At 74.7% G+C, this 21,211-nt stretch carries 22 protein-coding genes; 14 read left to right on the forward strand and 8 right to left on the reverse strand.

What is annotated here, in order from left to right:
- Nucleotides 1-210 precede the first annotated feature (210 nt).
- A complete protein-coding gene (locus tag ACIA6B_RS07155; RefSeq protein ID WP_396771811.1) occupies nucleotides 211-1,140 on the forward strand; it encodes a carbohydrate kinase in 930 nt (309 codons plus the stop codon).
- Nucleotides 1,141-1,210: 70 nt separating this feature from the next.
- On the opposite strand, the gene ACIA6B_RS07160 is transcribed toward ACIA6B_RS07155, so the two are convergent.
- Nucleotides 1,211-2,434 (reverse strand): multidrug effflux MFS transporter, encoded by a 1,224-nt coding sequence (locus ACIA6B_RS07160; RefSeq protein WP_396771813.1) that lies wholly within the window; start codon nucleotides 2,432-2,434, stop codon nucleotides 1,211-1,213.
- Nucleotides 2,435-2,514: 80 nt separating this feature from the next.
- Here ACIA6B_RS07160 and ACIA6B_RS07165 point away from each other — a divergent pair, with 80 nt between their 5' ends.
- Complete coding sequence (locus ACIA6B_RS07165) at nucleotides 2,515-2,961, forward strand: MarR family winged helix-turn-helix transcriptional regulator (RefSeq protein ID WP_396771815.1); 447 nt, start codon at nucleotides 2,515-2,517, stop codon at nucleotides 2,959-2,961.
- A gap of 204 nt (nucleotides 2,962-3,165) precedes the next feature.
- Here the strand turns inward: ACIA6B_RS07165 and ACIA6B_RS07170 are convergent, their stop codons facing one another.
- Nucleotides 3,166-3,996, reverse strand: coding sequence for an MBL fold metallo-hydrolase (locus ACIA6B_RS07170; protein ID WP_396771817.1), 831 nt, complete (start codon nucleotides 3,994-3,996; stop codon nucleotides 3,166-3,168).
- Entirely contained in the window at nucleotides 3,993-4,397 is a 405-nt protein-coding gene (locus tag ACIA6B_RS07175; RefSeq protein WP_396771819.1) for a thioesterase family protein, read from the reverse strand. The genes ACIA6B_RS07170 and ACIA6B_RS07175 overlap by 4 nt, the downstream gene beginning before the upstream one ends.
- 116 nt (nucleotides 4,398-4,513) lie before the next feature.
- Here ACIA6B_RS07175 and ACIA6B_RS07180 point away from each other — a divergent pair, with 116 nt between their 5' ends.
- Nucleotides 4,514-5,572: a phosphatase PAP2 family protein gene (locus ACIA6B_RS07180; RefSeq protein ID WP_396771821.1), complete on the forward strand. Its 1,059-nt coding sequence runs from the start codon at nucleotides 4,514-4,516 to the stop codon at nucleotides 5,570-5,572.
- Between the two features lie 48 nt (nucleotides 5,573-5,620).
- Here ACIA6B_RS07180 and ACIA6B_RS07185 read toward each other — a convergent pair whose 3' ends face one another.
- From ACIA6B_RS07185 to ACIA6B_RS07195, 3 genes are all read right to left on the reverse strand, one after another.
- A complete protein-coding gene (locus ACIA6B_RS07185) occupies nucleotides 5,621-7,129 on the reverse strand; it encodes a PH domain-containing protein (RefSeq protein WP_396771823.1) in 1,509 nt (502 codons plus the stop codon).
- A gap of 136 nt (nucleotides 7,130-7,265) precedes the next feature.
- The gene (locus tag ACIA6B_RS07190) at nucleotides 7,266-7,793 is read right to left on the reverse strand and encodes a PH domain-containing protein (protein ID WP_396771825.1); all 528 of its coding nucleotides are present in this window, start codon (nucleotides 7,791-7,793) and stop codon (nucleotides 7,266-7,268) included.
- Nucleotides 7,794-7,845: 52 nt separating this feature from the next.
- Nucleotides 7,846-8,073: a hypothetical protein gene (locus ACIA6B_RS07195; protein ID WP_396771826.1), complete on the reverse strand. Its 228-nt coding sequence runs from the start codon at nucleotides 8,071-8,073 to the stop codon at nucleotides 7,846-7,848.
- Between the two features lie 242 nt (nucleotides 8,074-8,315).
- Here ACIA6B_RS07195 and ACIA6B_RS07200 point away from each other — a divergent pair, with 242 nt between their 5' ends.
- The 7 genes from ACIA6B_RS07200 to ACIA6B_RS07230 all read left to right on the forward strand — a co-directional run bounded on the left by ACIA6B_RS07200 (nucleotide 8,316) and on the right by ACIA6B_RS07230 (nucleotide 15,282).
- Nucleotides 8,316-9,422, forward strand: coding sequence for an AAA family ATPase (locus ACIA6B_RS07200; RefSeq protein ID WP_396771828.1), 1,107 nt, complete (start codon nucleotides 8,316-8,318; stop codon nucleotides 9,420-9,422).
- Nucleotides 9,401-10,360 carry a DUF58 domain-containing protein gene (locus ACIA6B_RS07205; protein WP_396771830.1) on the forward strand — a complete coding sequence of 320 codons (960 nt, stop codon included), beginning with the start codon at nucleotides 9,401-9,403 and terminating at the stop codon, nucleotides 10,358-10,360. Before ACIA6B_RS07200 ends, ACIA6B_RS07205 begins: the two co-directional genes overlap by 22 nt.
- Nucleotides 10,357-11,307 (forward strand): VWA domain-containing protein, encoded by a 951-nt coding sequence (locus ACIA6B_RS07210; protein ID WP_396771832.1) that lies wholly within the window; start codon nucleotides 10,357-10,359, stop codon nucleotides 11,305-11,307. The genes ACIA6B_RS07205 and ACIA6B_RS07210 overlap by 4 nt, the downstream gene beginning before the upstream one ends.
- A gap of 560 nt (nucleotides 11,308-11,867) precedes the next feature.
- Nucleotides 11,868-12,572 carry a 3-oxoacyl-ACP reductase FabG gene (gene fabG / locus ACIA6B_RS07215; protein WP_396771834.1) on the forward strand — a complete coding sequence of 235 codons (705 nt, stop codon included), beginning with the start codon at nucleotides 11,868-11,870 and terminating at the stop codon, nucleotides 12,570-12,572.
- A gap of 26 nt (nucleotides 12,573-12,598) precedes the next feature.
- Complete coding sequence (fabI, locus tag ACIA6B_RS07220) at nucleotides 12,599-13,366, forward strand: enoyl-ACP reductase FabI (RefSeq protein ID WP_107156859.1); 768 nt, start codon at nucleotides 12,599-12,601, stop codon at nucleotides 13,364-13,366.
- 66 nt (nucleotides 13,367-13,432) lie between these two features.
- On the forward strand, nucleotides 13,433-14,464 hold the full coding sequence (locus ACIA6B_RS07225; RefSeq protein ID WP_396771836.1) for a ferrochelatase: 1,032 nt from the start codon (nucleotides 13,433-13,435) through the stop codon (nucleotides 14,462-14,464).
- A complete protein-coding gene (locus ACIA6B_RS07230; RefSeq protein WP_396772087.1) occupies nucleotides 14,413-15,282 on the forward strand; it encodes an HAD-IIA family hydrolase in 870 nt (289 codons plus the stop codon). The genes ACIA6B_RS07225 and ACIA6B_RS07230 overlap by 52 nt, the downstream gene beginning before the upstream one ends.
- A 10-nt stretch (nucleotides 15,283-15,292) precedes the next feature.
- Here the strand turns inward: ACIA6B_RS07230 and ACIA6B_RS07235 are convergent, their stop codons facing one another.
- Entirely contained in the window at nucleotides 15,293-16,087 is a 795-nt protein-coding gene (locus ACIA6B_RS07235) for a hypothetical protein (protein ID WP_396771838.1), read from the reverse strand.
- A gap of 162 nt (nucleotides 16,088-16,249) precedes the next feature.
- Here ACIA6B_RS07235 and ACIA6B_RS07240 point away from each other — a divergent pair, with 162 nt between their 5' ends.
- Nucleotides 16,250-17,062 carry a DUF3097 domain-containing protein gene (locus tag ACIA6B_RS07240; protein WP_396771840.1) on the forward strand — a complete coding sequence of 271 codons (813 nt, stop codon included), beginning with the start codon at nucleotides 16,250-16,252 and terminating at the stop codon, nucleotides 17,060-17,062.
- A 214-nt stretch (nucleotides 17,063-17,276) separates the two neighbouring features.
- On the opposite strand, the gene ACIA6B_RS07245 is transcribed toward ACIA6B_RS07240, so the two are convergent.
- Nucleotides 17,277-18,590: a serine hydrolase domain-containing protein gene (locus ACIA6B_RS07245; protein WP_396772088.1), complete on the reverse strand. Its 1,314-nt coding sequence runs from the start codon at nucleotides 18,588-18,590 to the stop codon at nucleotides 17,277-17,279.
- 88 nt (nucleotides 18,591-18,678) lie between these two features.
- Between ACIA6B_RS07245 and ACIA6B_RS07250 the strand changes: the two genes are divergently transcribed.
- From ACIA6B_RS07250 to ACIA6B_RS07260, 3 genes are all read left to right on the forward strand, one after another.
- Entirely contained in the window at nucleotides 18,679-19,152 is a 474-nt protein-coding gene (locus ACIA6B_RS07250; protein ID WP_396771842.1) for an NfeD family protein, read from the forward strand.
- A gap of 4 nt (nucleotides 19,153-19,156) precedes the next feature.
- Entirely contained in the window at nucleotides 19,157-20,263 is a 1,107-nt protein-coding gene (locus ACIA6B_RS07255; protein WP_396771844.1) for an SPFH domain-containing protein, read from the forward strand.
- 129 nt (nucleotides 20,264-20,392) lie between these two features.
- On the forward strand, nucleotides 20,393-21,187 hold the full coding sequence (locus ACIA6B_RS07260) for a hypothetical protein (protein ID WP_396771846.1): 795 nt from the start codon (nucleotides 20,393-20,395) through the stop codon (nucleotides 21,185-21,187).
- The last annotated feature ends 24 nt before the right edge of the window (nucleotides 21,188-21,211 follow it).

Raw genomic sequence — 21,211 nt, forward strand, 5'->3', positions numbered from 1 at the left:
GCGCACTGCCTGCGGTCCGTGTCACGGACCGCGGATGCCCTCGCGTCGGCTCGACCCGGCGGCGCGGCAGCCCACCGCGCCCTCCCGTCAGCGCAATCTCATCACGTCCGACCGCCGCACGCAATAGCCGTCGGTCGATGCGCCGGGGTTCCGTCGCGCCGGTTCCGGGCATGCGCCAGGATCGGGGGAGGACAACCGGGAGGAGCGAGCATGGGGTACGCGGTGGTGCTCGGCGAGGCGCTCGTCGACCTGCTCGACGCCGAGCACGACGGGGCGCCCGTCTACCGGCAGGCGGTCGGTGGCGGGCCGCTCAACGTTTCGGTGGCGATCGCTCGGCTCGGCGGGGAGGTGCAGTTCGTCGGGTCGCTCGGCGACGACGCGCTCGCCGGCCGGATCCGCGCCTTCCTCACCGACGCCGGGGTGGGCGTGGCCGGGGCGGTGACGGTGCCGGCCCCGACCGCGCTGGCCGTGGCCACCTTCGCCGGCCCCGAGCCGGAGTTCCGCTTCTACGGCGAGCCGCGCTCGTACGCCCTGCTCGGCCCGGACGACCTCGACGTGGCCCTGGTCGAGGGCGCGGACGTGCTCTACTGCGGCTCGATCGTGCTGCTCGACCCGCCGGTGCTGGCCGCCGCGCGTCGGGCCTGGTCGATCGCCGGCGGGCTGCGCGTGTTCGACCCGAACGTGCGCCCGAGCCTGCTCACCGCGCCCGGCGCGCTGGACGGGCTGCGCGGGGTGGTCGCCGAGTTCGCCGCCGCGGCGCACCTGGTCAAGCTGAGCAGCGCGGACGCCCGGGTGCTCTACCCGGACGAGCCGGTCGAGGGCGTCGCCGCGTACCTGCGGGAGCTGGGCGCGACCACCGTCGTGGTCACGCTCGGCGCGGACGGCGCGCTGGTCGCCGCCGCCGACGACGTGGTACGCGTGCCCGCGCCGACCGTCGACGCGGTGGACGCCACCGGCGCCGGCGACTCGGTGATGGGCGCGCTGGTGGCGGAGCTGCTCGCCGCCGGCGAGCCGGCCGACGCGCACGGCTGGCGGGACCGGGTCGCGTTCGCCCTGCGGGTCGCCGCGCTGGTCTGCGAGTCCCCCGGCGGCGCCACCGCCATGCCCACCCGCGCCGCCGTCGCCGCCCGCTTCGCGTGAAAGGCGGGGCCCCTTCTTCCGTATAGCAGGGGGCCCCTCTTAACCACGGCGTGGGGCGCGAGGCGGGCGGTCAGCGAGGGCGGGCGAGCGCGCGGACTGCGAGCAGGGCGAGCGCGGCGGCGCCGGTCAGGACCACGGCCATCGGGAGGGCGCTGCCCTCGCCACCGAGGCCGACCAGGGGCGCGGCGAGCGCGCCGACCACCGACTGGATGCCGCCCATCAGCGCGGCGGCGGTGCCGGCGTGCCGGGCGTGCGCGTCCAGCGCCAGCGCGGTGCTGTTCGGCATCACCATGCCCATCGAGCCGACGAACACGAACAGCGCCACCGCGGTGCCGGCGAGGCTGCTGGTGAGCGCGCCGGTCAGCACGCCGAGCGCGGCGACCAGGCTGACCGCGAGCGTGGTGACCAGCAGCCGGCGCGGGCTGAACCGGTCGAGCAGCCGGGCGTTCGCCTGCCCGGTGGCGATCAGCGCGAGCGAGTTGACGCCGAAGACCACGGCGAACCCGACCGCCGAGACGCCGAAGACGTCCTGGAACACGAACGACGACCCCGAGATGTACGCGAACAGGCCGGCGAACGCGAAGCCCTGGGTCAGCGCGTACCCGAGGTAGACCCGGTCGCCGGCCAGCGCCCGCATGGTCCGCGCGGTGGCGGCGAGGCCGCCGGTGCTGCGGCGCTCGGCCGGCAGCGTCTCCGGCAGGCGCAGGGCGACCGCCACGGCGAGCACCGCCCCGATGACGGCCAGGGTCAGGAAGACCGCCCGCCAGGAGCCGAACCGGAGCACCAGGCTGCCGACGCTCGGCGCGGCCACCGGCGCCACCCCGAAGACCAGGGTGAGCCGGGAGAAGTACTTCGCGGCGTTCCGACCGGCGTAGAGGTCACGGACCACCGCGCGGGCCACCACGATGCCCGTGCCGCCGGCCAGCCCCTGGGCGAACCGCGCGGCGGCCAGCAGCGGGGCGCTCGGCGCCGCGGCGCAGGCCAGCGCCAGCACGGCGTACGCGACGACGCCGACCAGGACCGGCCGGCGTCGCCCCCAGCGGTCGCTGAGCGGGCCGGTGACCAGTTGACCCAGGGCCAGGCCGATCAGGCAGGTGGTCAACGAGAGTTGGACGCCGGCCTGGTCGGCGTCGAGTTCGCGGGTCATCGCCGGGAACGCCGGGAGGTACATGTCCAGCGAGAGCGGGCCGATCGCGGTGAGCGTGCCGAGCAGCACCAACAGGGTCACGTCGCCGCCCCGTCCGGCGGGTCGGTCGACGGGTGGGCGCGCGGCGGGCCGCACGGTCTGGTGCACGAGAGGTCCCCCTGGATCCGGTGGTCCGGGTTACCTTATCTCTGTAGTCAGAACTGTTGCGATGTGAAGCAGGTGACCCGGTGGCGGGCGACGAGGAGATCGCGCGGTTCGGCGCAGGGCTGGGGGAGCTGCACCGGCTGCTGCGCCGCCGGACCGTCGCCCGTGCCGACCGGGAGCCGCTGCCCGAGGCGCAGGTGGAGGTGCTCCTGCTGGTCCGGGCCACGCCGGGGATCAGCGGCAAGGAGGTGGCCCGGCGGCTCGGCACCGCGCCGAACACGGTCAGCACACTGGTCCGCGACCTCACCGACGCCGGGCTGCTGGTCCGCGACCGCGACCCCGCCGACCGCCGGGTGGTCCGGCTGCGCCTCACCGAGGCCGCCCGCCGACGGATGGCCGACCACGAGGTCCACCGCACCGCGCTGCTCGCCGAGGCGCTCGCCGAGCTGGACCCGGTGGCCCGGACCGCCGTGCTGGCCGCCGCCCCGCACCTCGACGCGCTGCTCACCGCGCTGCGCGCCCGCCCCTGACCGGGCCCGGGGACCGGGGACGGGGACCGGGGACGGGGACCGACGGACCGCCTCCGGCCGTGCCGCCGAGGCCGGGCCGGTCCGGGCGGCCCGGGCCGGACCGGTCCGGGTGCCGATCAGGCCGTGCCGTCGGGTGCGGCGGGTTCGGGCCGGGTGGCGATCAGGCGGTGCCGTCGGGTGCGGCGGGTTCGGGCCGGGCGGCGATCAGGCCGTGCCGTCGAGTTCGGCGTAGCCGCGCCGCGCCGCGAGCAGGCCGGGCCGGGCGCCGAACGGCGACTCCGCCGCCACCCGCTCCGGCGGGGCGCTACCGGTGTGACCGGCCCGGATCAGCCACGCCTGCCGGGCGAGCTGGGCGTGCTGCTCGCGCACGAACGCCACGTCGACCGGCTCGCCGTGACCCGGCACCACCACCGTGGCCGGCGTGGTCAGCCGCAGCAGGTCGGCCACCGCGTCCGGCCACCGCAACGGGTACGACTCCTCGAACGCCGGCGGCCCGCTCTGCTCCACCAGGTCGCCCGCCACCAGCACGTCCGCGTCCGGCACGTGCACCACCAGATCGGCGTCGGTGTGCCCGTGCCCGGGATGGCGCAGCACCACCCGCCGCCCGCCGACGTCCAGCACCGTCTCCTCGCGGACCTCCCGCGTCGGCGTCCGCAGCTCGGTGCGCGCCAGCTCCTCGGCCAACGCCGGCTGCTCGGCGCGCATCTCCTCGTACGCCGCCCGGCGCAGCGCGTCGGGCTGGTCACGCAACGCCGCGACGGCCTGGGCGTGCGCGTACACCTCGGTGCCCGGCTCGGCGGCCAGCGTGGCGTTGCCGAAGCAGTGGTCGAAGTGGTGGTGGGTGTTGACGATCACCCACGGGTGCGGCGTCACCGCCCGGGCGGCCGACGCCAGCTCCCGCGCCTGCCCGGCGGTGGAGAGCGTGTCCACCAGCAGCGCGGCGCCGTCGCCGACCACCAGCACCACGTTGACCCGCAGCAGCGGCTCGCGCAGCAGGTGCACACCGGCGGCGATCTCGGTGAAGCGGACGGTCACGGCGTGCGTCCGGCCCGCTCGACGAAGCGCCCTCGGTCGACGAGCGCCCGCTCCACCCGTCCCTGCGCGGCCACCGCGGGCCCGTCCGTGACGGTCACCTCGAAGACCAGCCGCCGGCCGTCCACCTTCACCAGCTCGGCGTGCGCGGAGACGGTCCGACCGACCGGGGTGGCCGTCCGGTGCTCCAGCTCGACCCGGACGCCGACAGTGGTCGACCCGGCCGGCAGCCGGGCCGCGACGGCCGCCACGGTCGCCGCCTCGGCCAGCGCCACCACCCGGGGCGTGCCGAGCACCGGCACGTCCCCCGAACCCACCGCCTCGGCGGTGTCCGCGTCCGTGACGGTCAGCTCGACGCGGGCGGTCAGGCCCGGCGCGAAGGGCGACTCCGACTGCTCCTGCATGCGGCCGAGCCTAGTGCAGCGCGGTCGGCGTCGTACCGCGTCCGGGTGGCCGCCCGGACCGTTCCCCGGACGGTCGGCGTCGGCCGGCCGGACGCCCGCCGTTAACCTTGTCGACGATGGCCGTGCTGACAGATCCCCCGCCCCCCGCCCCCGCCGGACCCACCGCCTCCCCCGACGGCGGACGCCGTCGCGTGATCGCGATGGCCGTCTGGAGCGTCGCCTTCGTCGCCACCTGGCTCGCCATCGGCCTGCCCACCGACCCGGCGTACGCGTTCCTGTGGATCTGGGCCGGCACCGTCGCGTGGAACTCGAACCGCCCGTGGCGCAGCCACCTGCGCTTCGCCCGGGACTGGATCCCGGTGGTGCTGCTGCTCGCCGCGTACAACCTGTCCCGCGGGTTCGCCGACAACGGTGCGACCCCGCACGCCATGGAGCTGATCGTCGCCGACCGGTTCCTGACCGGGTGGGCCACCGGCGGTGAGGTGCCGACCGTCTGGCTCCAGCAGCGCCTCTACGACCCGAACCATGTGCGCTGGTGGGACGTGCTGGTGAGCTGGATCTACTTCTCGCACTTCGTGGCCACGCTGGCCGCCGCCGCGGTGCTCTGGATGCGCAACCGGCAGCGCTGGATCGCGTACATGGCCCGGTGGGGCTTCCTGTGCGCGGCCGGGCTGGTCACCTACTTCGTCTATCCGGCCGCCCCGCCGTGGTGGGCGGCCCAGAACGGGCTGCTGACCGAGGTCGCCCGGATCTCCACCCGGGGCTGGAAGGAGATCGGCATGCACGGCGCGGGCAACCTGCTCAACGCCGGGCAGATCGCCTCCAACCCGGTGGCCGCCATGCCGTCGCTGCACACCGCGTTCGCGCTGTTCGTGGTGCTGTTCTTCCTCCGCTCGGTGCGCAGACGGTGGTGGCCGCTGCTGCTGGCGTACCCGCTGGCCATGACGTTCACGCTGATGTACAGCGGCGAGCACTACCTGATCGACGTGCTGGTCGGCTGGGCGTACGTGGGGATGACGTTCCTCGTGGTCGGCCTGGCCGAGCGCTGGTGGCGGGCCCGCCGGGCCCGCCGGGACGGGACGCCGGCCGCCGTGACCGGCGTCACCGCGCCGGCCGCCGGCCCGGACACCACGCTCGCCGCCGACCCGGACGCGGTGCCCGCCGACCGCCGCTGACCGGCCCCGGGCGACGCCGGGTCAGCGACCCTGGTCGGCCGACCCGGGTCAGCGGCCCCGGTCGGCCGACCGCGCGGCCTGCGCCCGCGCGGTCAGCTCCGCGGCCAGCTCCCACGCGTCGGCCAGGTCCCGGTCGACCGCCGCCGCGCCCGCCCCACCCGCGGTGTCCGCGTGCACGGTGGCCAGCCGCAGCCGTCGCTGCGCCGGCCCCTGGGTGACCCGCACGCTCTGGATCCGGGCGTACGGCACCAGCGTCAACGAGCGCGTCAGCAACCCGGACCGGGCCACGAAGACCCGCTCGTCGAGCCCGACGCCGACCACGGCCCGACTCAGCGGGCGCAGCCAGCGGGCCCGGCGCGGCGGCGGGGTGCCGGGCAGCGCGTCCAGCCGCACGCCGGGCAGCACCTCCGCCACCACCCGCTCGCCGGTGGCGGCGTCGCCGACCGGCAGCAGCCGGTCCGGGCGGTTCCGGTCGTCCGGCTCGCCGGCCGAGTAGCCGGCCACCTCCAGCCGCAGCCGCAACCAGCCCTTCATCCGCCAGAGCAGCGGCCAGGTCACCCCGACGGTCTGCACCCGGTGCAGCGGCACGGTCTGCACCCGCGTCTCCAGCAGCCCGTTGTGCACCCGGAGCGTGTCACCGTCGGCGTCCAGCCGGAAGCTCCAGTCGTCGAGCACCCGGCGGACCGGTTGCAGCAGCACGCCGGCCATCGCGGTCAGCGTGCTGGCCACCGCGATGAACGACCAGGAACCCTCGGACAGGAACTGCGCCACCACGAACGCCAGACCGAACGGCAGCAGGAACGCCTGCGGCGTGAGCAACTGGCTGACCAGCAGATCCTGATTGCGGACGGCGTGCAGCCGCCGGCCGGCCGGGGCGGGCGTGGGCGGCGCGCCGACCGTCGTGGCCGGCGCGGACGCCGGGGCGCGGCCGGCCACGGCGAGCAGCCGCTGGCGCAACGCGGCGGCCTCGGCCACCCCGAGGTACGCCAGCGGCGCCTCGGTCTTGCCGCCGCCGACCACCTCCAGCCGCAGCTCCGCCAGCCCGGTGAGCTGGGCCAGCAGCGGCCGGACCACCTCCACCGCCTGCAACCGCTCCAGCGGGATGGCCCGGGTACGCCGCCAGATCAGCCCCTCGTACACCCGCAGCTCCCGGCCGACCACGTGGTAACCGGTGTTCCACCAGCTCACCACGGACAGCACGGTGGCGCCGAGGACGAAGACCGCGACCAGCACGGCGAACCAGCCGAACCCGACCCGGGACAGGGTCGACCAGGAGAGCCCGGCGATCACCACGACGAGCGACTTCGCGCCGTGCAGCGCGGGACTCAACGGGTGCAGCCGCTGTCGCGGCTCCGTCTCGCCCGGCGGCCCCCACGGCGCCGGCACCCACGCTCCCGGAGGCGGCGGCACCGGCCCGGACCCGGGGCCCGGCGCCGGCTGCGGACCCGCCCCGGGCCACGGACCGGGGGCAGGCCCGGGTGTTGGTGCCGGCCCGGGCGGCGGGGCGGACGGCGGACCGTGGACCGGCGGTGGCGGCCACTGCTGCCCGTCCGTCACGGCTCGCTCCTCGCGCTCGCGGTGCCGTCCTTGGTTCGCGACTGCGGGGCTCGCAGGACCGGCTCGCTCCTCGCGCTCGCGGTGCCGTCCTTCGTTCGCGACTGCGGGGCTCGCAGGACCGGCTCGCTCCTCGCGCTCACAGGCCCTCCGCCCGGTCCTCGCCCAGCGCGGTGAGCCGGTCACGCAGCCGCGACGCCTCGGCCGGCCGCAGGCCGGGCACGCGGGCGTCGCTGGCCGCCGCGGCGGTGTGCAACTGCACGGTGGCCAGGTCGAAGGCACGCTCCAGCGGGCCGGCGCTCACGTCGACGAACTGCATCCGCGAATACGGGACGATGGAGAGCCGCCGCACCAGCAGGCCGTGGCGCACCAGCAGGTCGTCGGCGCGCTCGGCGTACCCCCAGGCCCGCACCGCGCGCACGATGGTGACCACCCGCCACGCGGACAGCAGCAGCGCCACCGCGACGGCGGCGCCCAGCAGCCAGTGCCCGGAGAGCGCCCAGGCCGTGCCGAGCACCACGAGCGCCACGGCGAGACCGATGCCGAGCCGGATCAGCTCCACCCAGATCAGGTCGCGGGAGATCGGCTGCCAGCGGACCGTGTCCGGCCAGGGCTCCAACGGGCCGGGCGGGGACGCCGGCCGGCCGGCGGGGCCGTCGGCGCTCACCGGGGAGAACCGCCGCGTCCACCGGCGGCGCGGAATCCGATCGTCTGCGCGCTCACGCTTCGAGCGTAGGCGATCCGGGCAGCGGCACCACCTCGCGCAGGAAGCCGCGCGCGTCGAGAAAGTCACCCAGCGAGGCGCGGTGCGCCGGGCAGGCCAGCCAGGTCTTGCGCCGGTCGGGCGTGTGCAGGCGGGGGTTACGCCAGCGCAACTGGAACACCGCGGGGGCGCGACACCCCCGCGCCGAGCAGATCGGCGCGTCATCAGGGCGGGGAGTGGTCACCGGGGCGAGTCTAGAGCCGCACACCGGGGAGTTTTAGCGCCGGGCGGCCACGGGGGGAGCCGCCCGGCGACGGGGTGAATCGTACACGCGCCGGACCCCTTGTTGTCCACCCGTGTTCAGCGTTTTCCATCGGACTCCGACGGCGTGGCGAAAATCGTGCCTCTCCCACCCTCGGCTCTCAGCAAGGCATGACAGTCTTGACACGCACCACGCCGCGACGACTACCCAGCTGTGGAGGACCGGTGGCCCAGCCGACCACGCCCGACGTGCCGAACCCGACCGAGGCGACGCCGGACCCGCCACCCCCGGCCGTGACCACCCCGGCGCAGGACGCCTCGCTGCTGGAACGCGCGCTGTTCGAGATCAAACGGGTGATCGTCGGGCAGGACCGGATGGTCGAGCGGATGTTCGTCGCGCTGCTGGCCCGGGGGCACTGCCTGCTGGAGGGGGTGCCCGGGGTGGCCAAGACGCTCGCGGTGGAGACGCTCGCCCGGGTCGTCGGCGGGTCCTTCGCCCGCGTCCAGTTCACCCCCGACCTGGTGCCCGCCGACATCATGGGCACCCGGATCTACCGGCAGTCCAGCGAGAAGTTCGACGTCGAGCTGGGCCCGGTCTTCGTCAACTTCCTGCTCGCCGACGAGATCAACCGGGCGCCGGCCAAGGTGCAGTCGGCGCTGCTGGAGGTGATGAGCGAGCGGCAGGTCTCCATCGGCGGTGAGTCGCACCGGGTGCCCGACCCGTTCCTGGTGATGGCCACCCAGAACCCGATCGAGCAGGAGGGCGTCTACCCGCTGCCGGAGGCGCAGCGGGACCGGTTCCTGATGAAGATCGTGGTGGGCTATCCGACCGACGCCGAGGAGCGGGAGATCGTCTACCGGATGGGCGTGGCCCCGCCCGAGCCGGCCCGGGTGTTCGACACCCCCGACCTGATCGCGCTCCAGCGCAAGGCCGACCAGGTCTTCGTGCACAACGCGCTCGTCGACTACGCGGTCCGGCTGGTGCTGGCCACCCGCGCCCCGGCCGAGCACGGAATGCCCGACGTGGCCCAGCTCATCCAGTACGGCGCCAGCCCGCGCGCCTCGCTCGGCCTGGTCCGGGCCACCCGCGCGCTGGCGCTGTTGCGCGGCCGGGACTACGCCCTGCCGCAGGACGTGCAGGACATCGCGCCGGACATTCTGCGCCACCGGCTGGTGCTCAGCTACGACGCGCTCGCCGACGACGTGCCGGCCGACCACATCGTGCACCGGGTGATGTCGACCATCCCGCTGCCCGCGGTGGCGCCCCGTCAGCAGGCCACTCCACCGCCACCGGCCGTGCCGCACAACGGGTGGCCCGGGCAGCGCCCGTGACGCCGCCCACCCGGCTGCCGGCCGCCGGCGAGCGCTCCGGCGCCGTGCTGGCCCGGCTCCAGCTCATGGTCACCCGCAAGCTGGACGGTCTGCTCCAGGGCGACTACGCCGGCCTGCTGCCCGGCCCGGGCAGCGAGGCGGGGGAGTCCCGGGAGTACCGGCCCGGCGACGACGTGCGCCGGATGGACTGGCCGGTGACCGCCCGCACCACCATGCCGCACGTGCGGCGTACGGTGGCCGACCGCGAGCTGGAGACGTGGCTGGCGGTCGACCTCTCCGCCAGCCTCGACTTCGGCACCGGGCGGTGGCTCAAGCGGGACGTGGCGGTCGCCGCGGTGGCCGCGCTGGCCCACCTCACCGTGCGCGGCGGCAACCGGATCGGCGCGGTGGTCGGCACCGGCGCGGCCACCGGTGCGCCGGGGACGCTGCTGCGGCTGCCCGCCCGGGGTGGACGCAAGGAGGCGCAGGGACTGCTGCGCGCCGTCGCCGGCACCGAGATCCGCCCCGGACGCAGCGATCTCGGCGCGCTGGTGGACGCGCTCAACCGGCCGCCCCGACGGCGCGGCGTGGCGGTGGTGATCTCCGACTTCCTGTCGCCGCCGGCGCAGTGGGGCCGGCCGCTGCGTAAGCTGCGGGTCCGCCACGACGTGCTGGCCGTGGAGGTGGTCGACCCGCGGGAACTCGAACTGCCCGACGTGGGGGTGCTGCCGGTGGTCGATCCGGAGACCGGGGAGCTGCACGAGGTGCAGACCGCCGATCCCGGACTGCGCCGCCGGTACGCCGAGGCGGCGGCCGCCCAGCGCGGGGCGATCGCCGCCGAGATGCGCGCCGCCGGCGCGGCCCACCTGCGCCTGCGAACCGACCGAGACTGGCTGCTGGACATGGTGCGTTTCGTCGCCGCGCAGCGGCACGCCCGTACCCGAGGGACGACCCGATGATCCGTTTTCTGCAACCGTGGTGGCTGCTGGCCGTGCTGCCGGTGCTGGCGCTCGCCGGCGCGTACGTCTGGCGGCAGTTGCACCGCCGGCAGTACGCGCTGCGCTTCACCACCGTCGACCTGCTGCGTACCGTCGCCCCCAAGGGGCTCGGCTGGCGGCGGCACGCGGCGGCGACCGCGTTCCTGCTCTGCCTGCTGGTGCTGGCCACCGGGCTGGCCCGGCCGGCGATCGACACCCGGGAGCCGCTGGAACGGGCGACCGTGATGCTCGCCATCGACGTGTCGCTGTCCATGCAGGCCGACGACGTGGCGCCGAACCGGCTGGAGGCCGCGCAGGAGGCGGCCAAGCAGTTCGTCGGCGAGCTGCCGGAGAGCTACAACCTGGGGCTGGTGTCGTTCGCCAAGTCGGCGAACGTGCTGGTGCCGCCCACCAAGGACCGGGGCGCGGTGACCACCGCCATCGACGGGCTGGTGCTGGCCGAGGCGACCGCCACCGGGGAGGCGGTGTTCACCTGCCTGGAGGCGATCCGGTCGGTGCCGGCCGACGGCGCCGCCGGCATCCCGCCGGCCCGGATCGTGTTGCTCTCCGACGGCTACCGCACGTCGGGCCGCTCGGTGGAGGAGGCGGCCGCGGCGGCGCAGGCGGCCAACGTGCCGGTCTCCACCATCGCGTTCGGCACCGACTCCGGCCAGGTGGACATCGGCGGTCAGCTCCAGCGGGTGCCGGTGGACCGTAGCGCGTTGTCCCAACTCGCGGAGACCACCCAGGGCTTCTTCTACGAGGCCGCCTCGGTGAGCGAGCTGAAGCAGGTCTACCAGGACATGGGCAGCTCGATCGGCTACCGCACCGAGCCGCGCGAGGTCACCCAGTGGTACGCGGGGGTCGCGTTGCTGCTGGCGCTCTGCGCCGGCGCGCTGAGCCTGCTGTGGACGTCCCGGCTGATCTGAGTCGGGGCGGGCCGGCGGTGGTCAGTGACCGCCGCCGGCCAGTACGAACAGGACGGCCACCCAGACGGCGGCGAGGGTGAAGCCCAGCGGTGCGGCGTAACGGCTCATGGTTGTGCTCCGTGGCGACTTCGGCCCGGTGAGGCGGGCCGTGCGGGGGACCGGGAGGGGACACACACGAAGTCGTGACCGGGTGCTCCGCCGCGCGGCAGGGCCACCCCCGGCGGTGGAACGCCGGAGAGCGGGTGCGGTGCGGAGGGCGGGAAGCGGGTCAGCCGCGTCGACCGAGCCGTGGCTCAGCGGGGCTGACGGTGGGCCCGGCCACGACTGGGAGGATCGCTATCTCGCACAGCGATCACCTCCTGCGGTCGGCGGAGCCCGGAGCGCGGGCGCAGACCGGCCCGCAGACAGTGATCAGCGTACACCGGGGGTGGCGGTGTCGCGCGCCGGGCCGGGCGGGAGGACACGGCCCGGCCGCTGAGCTGGGCGGGTTAGCGCTTACCTGTCGGTAACCCCTAGGCTCGCCACCGACCGAGAGATCAGACCGAGCTTCAGGGGGACCCGTGGCCCGTACCGTGCTGGTGACCGGCGGAAACCGCGGCATCGGTCTGGCCATCGCGCAGGCCTTCGCCAAGCAGGGTGACCGGGTGGCGGTGACCCACCGGAGCGGGGACGCGCCGGAGGGGCTGTTCGGGGTGCGGTGCGACGTGACCGACGCCGAGTCGGTGGACGCTGCGTTCGCCACGGTGGAGGCCGAGCTGGGCCCGGTGGAGGTGCTCGTGGCCAACGCCGGCATCACCGACGACACGCTGATCATGCGGATGTCCGACGAGCAGTTCACCCGCGTGCTCGACACCAACCTGGCCGGCTCCTTCCGGGTCGCCAAGCGGGCCTCGACGAAGATGCTCCGGGCCAAGTGGGGCCGGATGATCTTCATCTCCTCGGTGGTCGGCCTCTACGGCGGCGCCGGCCAGGTCAACTACGCCGCGAGCAAGGCCGGCCTGGTCGGGGTGGCCCGCTCGATCACCCGTGAGCTGGGCGGGCGCAACATCACCGCGAACGTGGTGGCGCCCGGCTTCATCGACACCGACATGACCGCGGCGCTGCCCGAGGAGCGCCGCACCGAATACCGCAAGGCCATCCCGGCCGGCCGGTTCGCCCAGCCGGCGGAGGTGGCCGACGTGGTCACCTGGCTGGCCTCGGACGCGGCCGGGTACGTCTCCGGCGCCGTCATCCCGGTCGACGGCGGCCTGGGCATGGGTCACTGACTGACGAGAGCACGGAGGAAATGCGCATGTCCGGACTCCTGGCCGGTAAGCGGCTGCTGGTCACCGGCGTCATCACCGACGCCTCGATCGCGTTCTCGGTGGCGAAGCTCGCCCAGGAGAACGGCGCCCAGGTCGTGCTCACCGGCTTCGGCCGCCTCTCCCTGGTGGAGCGGATCGCCAAGCGGCTGCCCGAGCCGGCGCCGGTGATCGAGCTGGACGTCAGCAACGACGAGCACCTGGCCGGGCTGGCCGACAAGGTGCGCGAGCACGTCGACGGCCTGGACGGGGTGGTGCACTCGATCGGGTTCGCGCCGCAGAGCTGCCTCGGCGGCGGGTTCCTCGACGCGCCGTGGGCCGACGTGGCGACCGCGTTGCAGGTCTCCACGTTCTCCTACAAGTCCCTCGCCATGGCGGCGTTGCCGCTGATGTCCGCCGGCGGCGCCGTGGTCGGCCTCACCTTCGACGCCACCAAGGCCTGGCCGGTCTACGACTGGATGGGCGTGGCCAAGGCCGGGCTGGAGTCCGCCTCCCGCTACCTGGCGTTGCACCTGGGCAAGCAGGGCATCCGCAGCAACCTGGTGGCCGCCGGCCCGCTGCGCACCATGGCCGCCAAGTCGATCCCCGGGTTCAGCCAGTTCGAGGACGCCTGGTCCGAGCGCGCGCCGCTGGGCTGGGACCTGTCCGACTCCGAGCCGGCCGCCCGGGCCTGCCTGGCGCTGCTGTCCGACTGGTTCCCGGCCACCACCGGCGAGATCGTGCACGTCGACGGCGGCTACCACGCCCTCGGCGCCTGACACCCGTTACCGCGCTGAGCAGGGGGCGTCGCACGAGCGTCACGGTGGGCGGGGAAGAATGGGGCCATGGCGTACGACGCGTTGGTGCTGGTCTCCTTCGGTGGCCCGGAGCGGCCCGAGGATGTGCTTCCCTTCCTCCAGAACGTGACCCGCGGCCGGGGGGTGCCGCCGGAGCGGCTGGCCGAGGTCGCTGAGCACTACCTGCACTTCGGTGGCGTGTCCCCGATCAACCAGCAGTGCCGCGACCTGCTGGCGGCGATCCGGGCGGACTTCGCCGCCAACGGCGTCGACCTGCCGGTCTACTGGGGCAACCGCAACTGGGACCCGATGCTCGCCGACACGGTGGCGCAGATGCGCGACGACGGGGTCACCCGGGCGCTGGCGTTCGTCACCAGCGCGTACGGCGGCTACTCCTCCTGTCGGCAGTACCAGGAGGACATCGCGTCGGCGCGGGCCGCGGTCGGTTCGGACGCGCCGCTGATCGAGAAGCTGCGCCAGTTCTGGGACCATCCGGGTTTCGTCGAGCCGCACGTCGACGCGGTCCGCGCCGCGCTGGCCCAGCTCGACCCGGCCCGGCGGGACAGCACCCGGCTGGTGTTCACCGCGCACTCGATCCCGGCCTCGGCGGCCGCCACCGCCGGCCCGCACGGCGGCCGGTACACCGCCCAGATGGCCGAGACCGCCCGGCTGGTGCACGCCGCCGCCGCGCCCGATCTGCCGTACGACCTGGTCTGGCAGAGCCGGTCCGGCCCGCCGCAGGTGCCGTGGCTGGAGCCGGACGTCAACGACCACCTGACCAGCCTGGCCGAGCAGGGTGTGACCGCTGTGGTGGTGAGCCCGATCGGGTTCGTCTCCGACCACCTGGAGGTGGTCTGGGACCTGGACACCGAGGCGCTGGAGACGGCCAAGCAGCTCGGCCTGGACTTCGTCCGCGCCGGCACCCCGGGCACCGACCCGCGCTTCGTGGCGATGGTCCGGGAGTTGGTCCTGGAGCGCACCGCCCCGGACGGGGAGCGGCTGCGCCGCCGGCTCGGCGAGTTGCCGGCCTGGGACACCTGCCCGGCGCTGTGCTGCGTGCCCGCGGCCCGCCGGCCCTGAGCCCGACCGACCACCGACACACCCCTGGGGACGACACGATGCATGACCGCAAGCCGGTGCAGAGCTGGCTCACCGACATGGACGGCGTGCTGGTGCACGAGGGGCAGCCGGTGCCCGGCGCCCCGGAGTTCGTCCAGAAGCTGCGCGCCTCGGGCAAGCCGTTCCTGGTGCTGACGAACAACTCCATCTACACCCCGCGCGACCTCCAGGCCCGGCTGGCCCGGATGGGGCTGGACGTGCCGGAGGAGGCGATCTGGTCGTCCGCGCTGGCCACCGCGCAGTTCCTGGCCGACCAGCGGCCGGGCGGGACCGCGTACGTGATCGGCGAGGCCGGCCTGACCACGGCGTTGCACGCGGTGGGGTACGTGCTCAGCGACTTCGCCCCGGACTACGTGGTGCTGGGGGAGACCCGCACCTACAGCTTCGAGGCGATCACCAAGGCGATCCGGCTGATCGACGACGGCGCGCGGTTCATCTGCACCAACCCGGACGCCACCGGCCCGTCGGTCGAGGGGGCCCTGCCGGCGGCCGGTTCGGTGGCCGCGATGATCTCCAAGGCGACCGGCGTGGAGCCCTACTTCGTCGGTAAGCCCAACCCGATGATGATGCGCTCCGCGTTGAACACCATCGACGCCCACTCGGAGTCCACCGCGATGATCGGCGACCGGATGGACACCGACATCCTGTGCGGGCTGGAGGCCGGGCTGGAGACCATCCTGGTGCTCACCGGCATCAGCACCCGGGCCGAGGCCGAGCGGTACCCGTACCGGCCGTCCCGGATCGTCGACTCGGTGGCCGACCTGATCGACGAGCTCTGAGCCGGCCGGCCTAGAGCCGCAGCGGAGCGTTGCAGGCGGCCACCAGCGCCTGCCGGCAGGCGGTGGTCAGCGGTCGGAGCGCCGCGTCCCGCTGCTGCGCCTCGTGGGTGTTCACCGCCCCGCCCGGGGCGCTCTCGCCGGCCAGGGCGAGCACCCGGTCCAGCACGGCGGCGCGGGCGAACAGCCGGCGGGACCGGGGGTCGAAGCCGGGTGGCAGGTCGGTGGCGCCGTCCGGGCGACGCAGTGCGGCGAGCGCGCCGGCCAGCTCGGGCCGCCACTGGGCGACGTCCAGCCGGGTCAGTGCCGCGGTCGTCTCGGCCAGCGCGGTGGCCAGTTCGGCTTCGGCCTCCGCCGCGCCCGGCGCGGTCAGGGACGCCTTCGGCGCGTCCGGCGGCAGCGCGTGGACCCGCCACAGCACCGTCTCCCAGGTCATCCCGGAGCCGGAGGTGTGCGTGCGGACCTCGGGCACCAGCCCGAGCCCGCTGGCCACCACCGCCTCGCCGGCCAGCAGCGCCGCCCCGGCGAACGCGCCGGGCCCGGGCAGCCCGCGCGGGTCGCCCGGTGCGGGCAGGACCAGGCGGATCTCGTCCGGGGAGTGCTTGGCCAGGCTGGGCAGCGCCTCCCGCAGCGGCACGTCGGTCCAGGTGCCGGGCGCGTCCGCGACGAGGTGCTCCTCGTCGCCGGCGATGGCGTCGGCGACCTCGTCGAACGGCACCAGCCCGGCGCGCCAGGCGCGTACCCAGGCGACGAACCGGCTTGACCGGCGCGCAGCCAGCGTGGCCGCGCCCGTTGCGGGGGAGGACATGCGGAAAGGGTACGTGGTGGCCGCCGCCGCTGTCTCGGCTGCCGCACGGGTGGCGTGGCCTGCCCCCAACTACCCCGTTCACACCATTTCGTACGCCCTCGGGCGGTGCGCGACCGGCGCGTCGGCGGGCGACCCGCCGGCTCGGTGACTAGCGTGATCGTCATGGCGGGGCGATACGACGGGGACGTGCTGGCGGGCGACTGGCGGAGGCGGAAGGTGACCCCCGAGGTCGACGCCGAGCCCGACCTGGTGGTCGAGGACGCCGACTCCGGGTTCTGCGGCGCGGTGGTCGGTTTCGACTCGGGCGCCGTGGTGCTGGAGGACCGGCACGGTCGGCGGCGCAACTTCCCGCTGCTGCCCGCCGCGTTCCTGCTCGACGGCCGGCCGGTCACACTGCGCCGCCCGGCCCGCGCCCCGGTCCCGGCCGCCCGGCGTCGGACCGCCTCCGGCTCGGTCGCCGTGGACGGGGTACGGGCGCAGGTCGCCAAGGCCAGCCGGATCTGGGTGGAGGGTGTGCACGACGCCGCGCTCGTCGAGCGGATCTGGGGCGACGACCTGCGGATCGAGGGCGTGGTGGTGGAGCCGCTCGACGGCATCGACGCGCTCGCCGACGAGGTGCGCGCGTTCGCGCCGGGGCCGGGCCGCCGGCTCGGGGTGCTCGTCGACCACCTCGTCCCCGGTTCGAAGGAGAGCCGGATCGTGGCCCGGGTGACCTCACCCCACGTGCTGGTCACCGGTCACCCCTACGTGGACGTGTGGCAGGCGGTGCGGCCGGCGGCGCTGGGCATCGCGGCGTGGCCGGTGGTGCCGCCCGGGCAGCCCTGGAAGGAGGGCGTCTGCGCCGCGCTCGGGGTGGCCGAGCCGGGCGACATGTGGCGGCACATCCTGTCCCGGGTGGACAGTTTCGCGGACGTGGAGACGCCGTTGATCAACGCGATGGAGCGGTTGATCGATTTCGTCACCTCGCCTGAGTAGTGGTTGCGGTCGGGGCCGGGGGCGACCGTGCCCGGCTCCGGGCGGTCAGGCTTGATCCCTGCGCCGGTCACGGTCGCCCCCGGCCCGTCGGGTGCCGTGTCCGCGGCTCGGTTCCGCGGTCGTTGGGTGGGTCTGGCGGGGCGCTACGAACGTGAGGGCGTGGACGGGTCGGGGGTGAGTCGTCCATGTACTCAAGTTGGCAGGCGCCCGGGGGTCAGGGCGCCTGGTCGGGGGACCGGGTGAGGACGAAGGTGGCGATGTCGAGTGCGACCGCCGTGCCGGCGGAGTCGCGGACGACGGTGAGGACCTCCCCGTCCTGCGGGCCGGACCGGCCCCGCCAGCGGTCCGGCGCCTGCGGGGTGAAGCGGAGCGGCGCGCCGCCGATCGGCCCACCCACCAGGTCACCGGCCGGATCGGCGCGGAACTCGTACTCGATGCCCATCCACCACCAGCGGCCGGTCAGCTCGGCCGCGTCGGCGGCGGGGGGACCGGCCGGGCGCCACGGGGCGGGCGCGGGCGGCTCGGCGTCCAGCACCTGGGTGAGCACGTCGCGGGCCAGCCCGGAAATGTGGTGCCCGCCGCGCAGCCCGTAGGAGTTGGCGAAGTCCACCACCGCGGTCCGGGTGGGGCGGTGCACCACCAGACCGGCGACGAAGCCGGGCATCGACCCGCCGTGGCCCACGTACACCCGGTCGCCGACCCGGTAGAGCTCCACGCCGAGGCCGTGGCCGCCGGTCCACGAGTCCAGGTCGCTGATCGCCACCGGGACGCACATCTCGGTCAGCGTGGCCGGGTCGAGCAGCGCCGGGTCCGGGTCGGCGAGGAACGCCGCCCAGCGGGCCAGGTCCTCGACCGTCGACCAGAGCTGCCCGGCCGGCGCCATCGCCCCGGTGTCGGTCAGCGGCTCCTCCCGCAGCGTCTGGTGCCACGGGTGCACGACGAAGCCGCGGGCGTACGGCTCGGTCGGCAGCACGGTGGTGCGGCGCATGCCGAGCGGCGTCAGCAGCCGCTCGGTCAGCAACGCGCTCCACGGGGTGCCGGTGATCCGTGCCAGCGCGCCGCCGAGCAGCCCGTACGCCAGGTTGGAGTAGTGGTAGACCCGGTGCGGCGGATAAGCGATCTTGGCCGGGGTCAGCCCGGCGAGCAGTGTGTCGAGGTCGGTGCCGTCGGCGCGTTCCCACCATCCGCCGTCCGGCTCGCGTTGCAGCCCGCTGGCGTGCCCGAGTAGCTGGCGCACGGTGAGCGCGCCGACCGGGGTGCCGGGCAGGTGCTTGTCGAGCGGGTCGTCGAGGGCCAGCCGCCCGGCGTCGCGCTGCTGCATCACCAGCACGGCGGTCATGGTCTTGGTGATCGAGCCGATTCGGTACTGCGTGTCGACGTGGGGGCGGGGCTGTTCGCCGGCGACCGACACGTGTGCCAGCTCGCCGTCGCGGACCACGCCGAGGGCGACCGACGGCCCGCGTCCGTCCGCCTGGGCGTGGGCGACCCGCAGGTCCACCTGGCGTGCGGTCTCCGGCAGCAGAGCCATCTCGTCCTCCTCGTCGCCGTCCGGCCCGGCCAGCCTAGCGATCATGACAGTTCGATGACACGTGCTCCGACGTGTCACGATTGGCCACGTGGACGCCGTGTTCTGGATCGTTCTGGGTGTGGTATTGGCGGTCGCCGAGATCTTCACGACGACGCTCTTCCTGATCATGTTCGGGGTCGGGGCGTTCGCCGCGGCCGGCGCCGCGGCGCTCGGCGCGCCGGTGGCGCTCCAGGCGGTGATCTTCGCGGTGGTCTCGGCGCTGTCCCTGGCGCTGGCCCGGCCGGCGCTCCGCCGCAACGCCCGGTCGGCGCTGGAGAGCGGTGAGCAGCCGTTCGGCGTCGAGGCCATCGAGGGGTCCAGCGCGGTGGTGCTGGAGCCGGTGGACGCCGACCGCGGCATGGTCAAGATCGATGGCGAGTTGTGGACGGCCCGTTCGTTCGACGCGACGCGGGCGTACGCGGTCGGTGAACGGGTGCAGGTGATAAAGGTCCGGGGTGCGACCGCCCTGGTCTGGCAGGACGACATTTCCGCCCCGGGCGAGCTGCCCGAAGCGAGAGGGTGAAGATATGGAGTTTGCAGCGGTCCTGTTGATCGCCGTGGCGGTGATCGTGGTGGTGACCCTGGCGAAGGCGGTGCGGATCGTGCCGCAGCAGCGCCAGGACGTGGTGGAGCGGCTCGGTCGGTACAAGCGCACCCTGAGCCCGGGCCTGAACCTGCTGGTGCCGTTCGTCGACGCGGTGCGCACCAAGGTCGACATGCGTGAGCAGGTGGTCAGCTTCCCGCCGCAGCCGGTGATCACCTCGGACAACCTGGTCGTCTCGATCGACACCGTCCTCTACTTCAAGGTGGTCGACTCGGTCCGGGCCACCTACGAGATCTCCAACTTCCTCCAGGCGATCGAGCAGCTCACCGTCACCACGCTGCGGAACGTGATCGGCTCGCTGGACCTGGAGCGTGCGCTGACCAGCCGCGAGGAGATCAACCGGCACCTGTCCGGCGTGCTGGACGAGACCACCGGCCGCTGGGGCATCAAGGTGACCCGGGTCGAGATCAAGGCGATCGAGCCGCCGCCGAGCATCCGCGACTCGATGGAGAAGCAGATGCGCGCCGAGCGGGACCGCCGCGCCGCCATCCTCAACGCCGAGGGGCACAAGCAGTCCCAGATCCTCACCGCCGAGGGTGAGAAGCAGGCCGCGGTGCTGCGCGCCGACGGTGACCGGCAGGCCCGGATCCTCCAGGCGGAGGGTCAGGCCAAGGCGATCCGCACCGTCTTCGACGCGATCCACACCGCCAACCCGAGCCAGAAGGTGCTCGCCTACCAGTACCTCCAGGCGCTGCCGCAGATTGCCAACGGCACCGCCAACAAGGTCTGGATCGTGCCGACCGAGCTGACCCGGGCCCTGGAGGGCATGGGCGGCGCGTTGGGCGGGCTGGCGAACATGGTCGGCGACGAGCCGTCGCCGGAGGCCGCCCGGACCGCCGGCGAGGTCGAGCGCGAGGCCGCCGAGGCGGCCCAGGCCGCGGCCGTCGCCGCCCAGGAGATCCACGACGAGGTACGCGTGGCGGAGGCGCAGGCCACCGGCGGCAACACGGCGAAGGGCCTGCCGGCCCCGGAGCCGGTGGCCCCGGAATCCCTGCTCAACGACCCGGTGGACAAGCGCGAACGGGGCTGACCCGGCAAATCCGAGAATCGCTCATCCGGCGCCCCGGCGCCTGCCACCATCGGTCTCAGGGACGGGTGGTGACAGGGCCGGGGCGTCGTTGCGCGTACCGGGCCACCCGTGGCGCGAGCGAGGTGGCGCATGACGGAACCGGCGAACCGGCTCTTCTCCCGTACCCCGGTGCCCGGCGCGCACGACCCCGGCGGACCGCTCGGCTCCCGGCGCACCGGTGGGGGGTTCCGGGTCCTGCCGTTCGTCTCCGAACCGGGGCCGGGGGCCCCGGCCACGGACGCGAGCTGGGCCTGGTCCGTCCGGCGGTTCGCCCGCGCGGCGGTCTGGCTGCTCCCGGCGTACGCGGTCCTCTACGGCGTGGTGGCGATGGCCAGCGACGGCGGGGTGGGCAACGACCCCTACCCGGCCGACGGCCAGCCGCTCTATCTGGTGGGCTGGGTGCTGTCGGTCTGGCTGGGGTTGCTCGCCCTGCTCGCGCTCACCGGCCTGCTCGCGGCCACCCGCTGCCGCCGCGTCGCGCTGGCCGGGCTGCTGGCCAGCATCGGCGGCATGGTGCTGATGCTGCCGTTCGCCGGACTGGCCGAGCAGACGCCGGTGTTCGGCCTGACCGCGCGTGGCATCGTGCTGTTCGGGGCCACCTGCTACAGCGCGGGCTGGTTGCTCACCGGTTGGTCGGTGGCCCGCTCCGGGATGTTCTCCTACGGCGACGGCACCATGCTGATGATCGCCGCGCCGCTGCTCGGCCTGGGCGGCGCGCTGATCGGCTCGTTGCAGACGTTCGGCGCGATCTTCGTGCTGGTCGCCGGCATCGGCATCGGCTACCGCAGCGGCCGGCTGGTCCCGGAGACCATCGCCCGCGACGCCGCCGTCGCCAGCGTCGCCGCCCCGCCCCCGTCACCGGACGGCCCGCTTGCCGCCGGTTGACCGATTCGTGGGTGCCGGCGGGGC

Origin of the sequence: Micromonospora sp. NPDC051141 (assembly GCF_044455765.1) — a bacterium.
GTDB lineage: Bacteria > Actinomycetota > Actinomycetes > Mycobacteriales > Micromonosporaceae > Micromonospora.

Excerpts from the sequence above, each read along its gene's own strand:
- ACIA6B_RS07155 (WP_396771811.1), top strand. The coding sequence starts at position 211 with ATGGGGTACGCGGTGGTGCTCGGCGAGGCGCTCGTCGACCTGCTCGAC.
- ACIA6B_RS07175 (WP_396771819.1), bottom strand. The coding sequence starts at position 4,397 with ATGCAGGAGCAGTCGGAGTCGCCCTTCGCGCCGGGCCTGACCGCCCGC.
- ACIA6B_RS07180 (WP_396771821.1), top strand. The coding sequence starts at position 4,514 with ATGGCCGTGCTGACAGATCCCCCGCCCCCCGCCCCCGCCGGACCCACC.
- ACIA6B_RS07210 (WP_396771832.1), top strand. The coding sequence starts at position 10,357 with ATGATCCGTTTTCTGCAACCGTGGTGGCTGCTGGCCGTGCTGCCGGTG.
- fabI (WP_107156859.1), top strand. The coding sequence starts at position 12,599 with ATGTCCGGACTCCTGGCCGGTAAGCGGCTGCTGGTCACCGGCGTCATC.
- ACIA6B_RS07225 (WP_396771836.1), top strand. The coding sequence starts at position 13,433 with ATGGCGTACGACGCGTTGGTGCTGGTCTCCTTCGGTGGCCCGGAGCGG.
- ACIA6B_RS07235 (WP_396771838.1), bottom strand. The coding sequence starts at position 16,087 with ATGTCCTCCCCCGCAACGGGCGCGGCCACGCTGGCTGCGCGCCGGTCA.
- ACIA6B_RS07240 (WP_396771840.1), top strand. The coding sequence starts at position 16,250 with ATGGCGGGGCGATACGACGGGGACGTGCTGGCGGGCGACTGGCGGAGG.
- ACIA6B_RS07245 (WP_396772088.1), bottom strand. The coding sequence starts at position 18,590 with ATGGCTCTGCTGCCGGAGACCGCACGCCAGGTGGACCTGCGGGTCGCC.
- ACIA6B_RS07255 (WP_396771844.1), top strand. The coding sequence starts at position 19,157 with ATGGAGTTTGCAGCGGTCCTGTTGATCGCCGTGGCGGTGATCGTGGTG.
- ACIA6B_RS07260 (WP_396771846.1), top strand. The coding sequence starts at position 20,393 with ATGACGGAACCGGCGAACCGGCTCTTCTCCCGTACCCCGGTGCCCGGC.